This is a genomic window from Blastococcus sp. KM273128 (assembly GCF_021698975.1).
GTDB lineage: Bacteria > Actinomycetota > Actinomycetes > Mycobacteriales > Geodermatophilaceae > Blastococcus.
The window spans coordinates 1-3,487 of record NZ_SSXA01000143.1 but is presented as its reverse complement, the minus strand read 5'-3'; the positions used below and the strand labels follow the sequence as shown (position 1 = coordinate 3,487).

Here is a 3,487-nt window from a genome sequence, read left to right as displayed (position 1 = left end):
GGAGAAGGTGCTGCCGACCATCCGGTCGCGCACCCACCACTACCCCTTCCGCCTGGTGCCGCCCACGACGCTGCGCACCCTGCTGGAGCGGACCTGCGACTTGCGGACGAACTCCCGCCGGGTCCCCGAGTGCGCGGCCGCCTCCTGGTCGGGAGCCGGGGGCTCGGCGACAGCGGCGGGGGCGCCCTCCCGGTGGCCGATCTCCTCCCGCGGCCGGCCCGCGTGCTCGCCGGCGATCGACATCCGCCGCTCGAGCCGCTCGAGGCGCTGCAGGGTGGCGGCGGCCGACCCGTCCGTGGCCGGCAGCAGCATGCGGGCGCAGACCAGCTCGAGCAGCAGCCGCGGCGCCGTCGTCCCGCGCATCTCGGTGAGCCCCTCGTGCACCGTGTCGGCCATCCGCGACAGGGTGGCCGAGCCCAGCGCCTGGGCCTGCTGGTTCATCAGGTCCAGCCGGTCGGGCGGGCAGTCGAGCAGGCCGTTGCCGCCGGCGTCGGGGACGGCGTCGAGCACGATCAGGTCGCGCAGCCGGTCGAGCAGGTCGGTGGCGAAGCGGCGGGGGTCGTGCCCGGCCTCGACCACCCGGTCGACCGCCCGGAAGACACCCGGGGCGTCGTGGGCGGCCAGCGCGTCGATCGCAGGTCCGCTCCAGCAGGGTGCGCAGCGTCGTGGGCGGCACCAGGCGGAAGGGGTAGTGGTGGGTGCGCGACCGGATGGTCGGCAGCACCTTCTCCGGCTCCGTCGTCGCGAAGACGAAGACCAGGAACTCCGGCGGCTCCTCGACGACCTTGAGCAGGGCGTTGAAGCCCTGCGTGGTCACCATGTGCGCCTCGTCGACGATGTAGACCTTGTAGCGGCTGCTCACCGGCGCGAAGAACGCCCGCTCGCGCAGGTCGCGGGCGTCGTCGACACCACCGTGGCTGGCCGCGTCGATCTCGATGACGTCGAGCGAGCCCGGCCCGTCCGGCGCCAGGGCGACGCAGGAGGCGCAGACCCCGCACGGCGTGGACGTCGGCCCCTGCTCGCAGTTCAGCGAGCGGGCCAGGATGCGTGCCGACGACGTCTTGCCGCAGCCGCGCGGGCCGCTGAACAGGTAGGCGTGGTTGATCCGGCCGCCGTCGACCGCGTTGACCAGCGGAGCGGTGACGTGCTCCTGACCGACCACCTCGGCGAAGGTCGCCGGGCGGTACTTGCGGTAGAGCGCCAGTGCCACGGGGCGAGGTTACGTGCCGGGACCGACACCACGGCCGACCCGCTCCCCAGCCCGTGCACGGACGTCGGATCCAGCGCCCCGGAGCAAGAAAAGGACCCCTCGCGCACCCGCCAGAGCCCGCTTATCCTTGCTGCCTTCCGGCCCTGGGGAGGTTCACAGGGTGACGCCACACGAGGGGTCGGCACCCACTGTAGAGGAACCCCCCGGGCTGCGGGCGCGCGCCCCGCTAGGCTGCCGCGCATGACCCCCCGGTGCTCCCTGGTCCTCCCCCCGCCGCGCTCCTGAGCCGGAGCCCCGCGGGCTGATCCGCCCCGCGCTCCGGCCGACGAGCCCCGTACCGGCCACCGTCCTGGAGCACCATGACCACCCCGAGCACCGCCGCGTCCACCCGCGGCTTCACCTTCGTCGTCCTCGCCGCCCTCTGCTGGGGCACCTCCGGCCTCAGCGGCTCGATCGTCGCCCGCCACAGCGACCTCGGTCCCCTCGACATCGCCTGGCACCGCATGGCCATCGGCGCGGTCGCCCTGCTGGTCCCCTGGGCGGTCACCCGGCGGCGGGCCGGCCCGCTGCCCCCGGTCGGGCGCGGCACCGCCGCCCGCCTGGCGCTCGTCGGCGCGGGGCTGGCCTGCTACCAGCTGGCCTACTTCGCGGCGGTGGCCACGGCCGGGGTGAGCATCGCCACCCTGGTGGCGCTGGGGCTGGCGCCGCTGCTGATCGCCGTGGGGGCCACGCTCCTCGGCTCCGGCCGCCCGGATGCCCCCACGGTCGTCGCGCTCGTCGTCGCCCTGGTCGGGCTGGTGCTGCTCGTCGGCGTGTCGGCGGGAACCGGCACCGGGACGGCGGTGCTGCTCGGCGCCCTCCTCGCGGTCGGCTCGGCGCTCGGCTACGCCGTCGTCACGCTGGCCGGCGGCGGGGTGCCGGCCGGGGTGCCGGTGACGCTCGTCGGCTTCGCCGGCGGCGCGCTGCTGCTCACCCCCGTCGCGCTGGTGGCCGGGCTGCGCCTGACCGCCGACCCGGTCGCGCTGGGCGTCCTGCTGTACCTGGGCATCGTCCCCAGCGCGCTGGCCTACGCCCTCTTCTTCACCGGGCTGCGCAGCGTGCCGGGTGCGGTCGCCGCGATCGTCACGCTGCTGGAGCCGCTGACCGCCACCGCGCTGGCCACGCTGCTGCTGGGCGAGCGCCTGGCCCCGCTCGCGCTCGTCGGCGGGCTGCTCGTGCTCGCCGCCGTCGCCGGGCTGTACCTGCGCCGGTTGCGGCAGCCGGTGCCCGCGGCGGGCGCCTGAGGACGGCGCGGACGCGACGGGCCCCCGGCAGCACGCCGGGGGCCCGTCGACCTGCGGAGGATGGGAGATTCGAACTCCCGAGGGGTTGCCCCCAACCCGCTTTCCAAGCGAGCGCCATAGGCCACTAGGCGAATCCTCCAGGTACGGGCTAGATGGTACCGGGCGCCGTCGCGCGGCTCGCCGGGAGACCGCGGGGAGGCCACGCGCGGCGTCGTGCGGCATCCTCACCGCAGAGCGGTTGACCGGACGGACGGCGGGGAAGGCCTGCACCCGCGGGCCGCACGGAGGAGGCGCAGGACATGGGTGAGCACAGCGAGGTCCGGCCGGACGTCGTCGATGCGATCGTCGGTGTGCTCAAGGGCGGCGACGCCGCGGCGCTGCCGGCCGGGGCCACGGCGGCGGAGAAGACGGCGGCGAAGGACCGCTACCTGTCCGAGTTCGCCGCCGAGCGCAGCAAGCGCGACCGCCAGGCCCAGGCCTGGGAGCTGCTCCTCACCCGCAGCTACGACGAGCCGCCCACCTGGCAGCGGATCTTCGACGACCTCGACGCCGGCGTCCACGACGAGCTCGGCGAGCTCTACGACGTCCTGCCCGCGGGCGCGCAGGAGGAGTACGCACGCCGGTACGGCGTGCCCTCCACCGTCTGACCCGGCGCGCCGCCCTCGATGACCCCACCCGGTACCGGGCCCGGCCGCCTCGTCGCCGGGCGATACCGCCTGGAGGAGCAGATCGGCGGCGGCGGCATGGGCACCGTCTGGCTGGCGCGCGACGAGCGGCTGGGCCGGCAGGTCGCGGTCAAGCAGGTCCTGATGCCGCTGGGGGCCGACGAGGAGCAGATCGACGAGCAGCGGCAGCGGGCGCTGCGCGAGGGCCGCATCGCCGCCCGGCTGACCCACCCGCACGCGATCTCGGTCTACGACGTGGCGGTCGAGGACGGCGTGCCCTGGCTGGTCATGGAGTACCTGCCCTCCCGCAGCCTGGCGCAGGTCCTCGG

At 75.5% G+C, this 3,487-nt stretch carries 4 protein-coding genes, 1 tRNA gene, 1 other RNA gene and 1 pseudogene; 3 read left to right on the top strand and 4 right to left on the bottom strand.

Features of this window, described 5'->3' with window-relative positions; genetic code table 11:
- Window positions 1-39: 39 nt before the first annotated feature.
- The 3 genes and pseudogenes from E9529_RS21250 to ffs form a co-directional block, all read right to left on the bottom strand.
- A complete protein-coding gene (locus E9529_RS21250) occupies window positions 40-579 on the bottom strand; it encodes a hypothetical protein (RefSeq protein WP_236833250.1) in 540 nt (179 codons plus the stop codon).
- Between the two features lie 112 nt (window positions 580-691).
- Window positions 692-1,162: pseudogene (locus E9529_RS21245) on the bottom strand (AAA family ATPase); the annotation flags it as partial.
- 135 nt (window positions 1,163-1,297) lie between these two features.
- Window positions 1,298-1,393: signal recognition particle sRNA small type (gene ffs, locus E9529_RS21240), an RNA gene on the bottom strand.
- A 176-nt stretch (window positions 1,394-1,569) separates the two neighbouring features.
- Here ffs and E9529_RS21235 point away from each other — a divergent pair.
- Entirely contained in the window at window positions 1,570-2,493 is a 924-nt protein-coding gene (locus E9529_RS21235; protein ID WP_236833249.1) for a DMT family transporter, read from the top strand.
- Between the two features lie 54 nt (window positions 2,494-2,547).
- On the opposite strand, the gene E9529_RS21230 is transcribed toward E9529_RS21235, so the two are convergent.
- A tRNA-Ser gene (locus E9529_RS21230) sits at window positions 2,548-2,632 on the bottom strand.
- 160 nt (window positions 2,633-2,792) lie between these two features.
- Between E9529_RS21230 and E9529_RS21225 the strand changes: the two genes are divergently transcribed.
- Window positions 2,793-3,140 (top strand): hypothetical protein, encoded by a 348-nt coding sequence (locus tag E9529_RS21225; RefSeq protein ID WP_236833248.1) that lies wholly within the window; start codon window positions 2,793-2,795, stop codon window positions 3,138-3,140.
- 18 nt (window positions 3,141-3,158) lie between these two features.
- Window positions 3,159-3,487 (top strand): protein kinase (locus E9529_RS21220; RefSeq protein ID WP_236833247.1); only part of this gene is annotated, 329 nt, incomplete at its 3' end.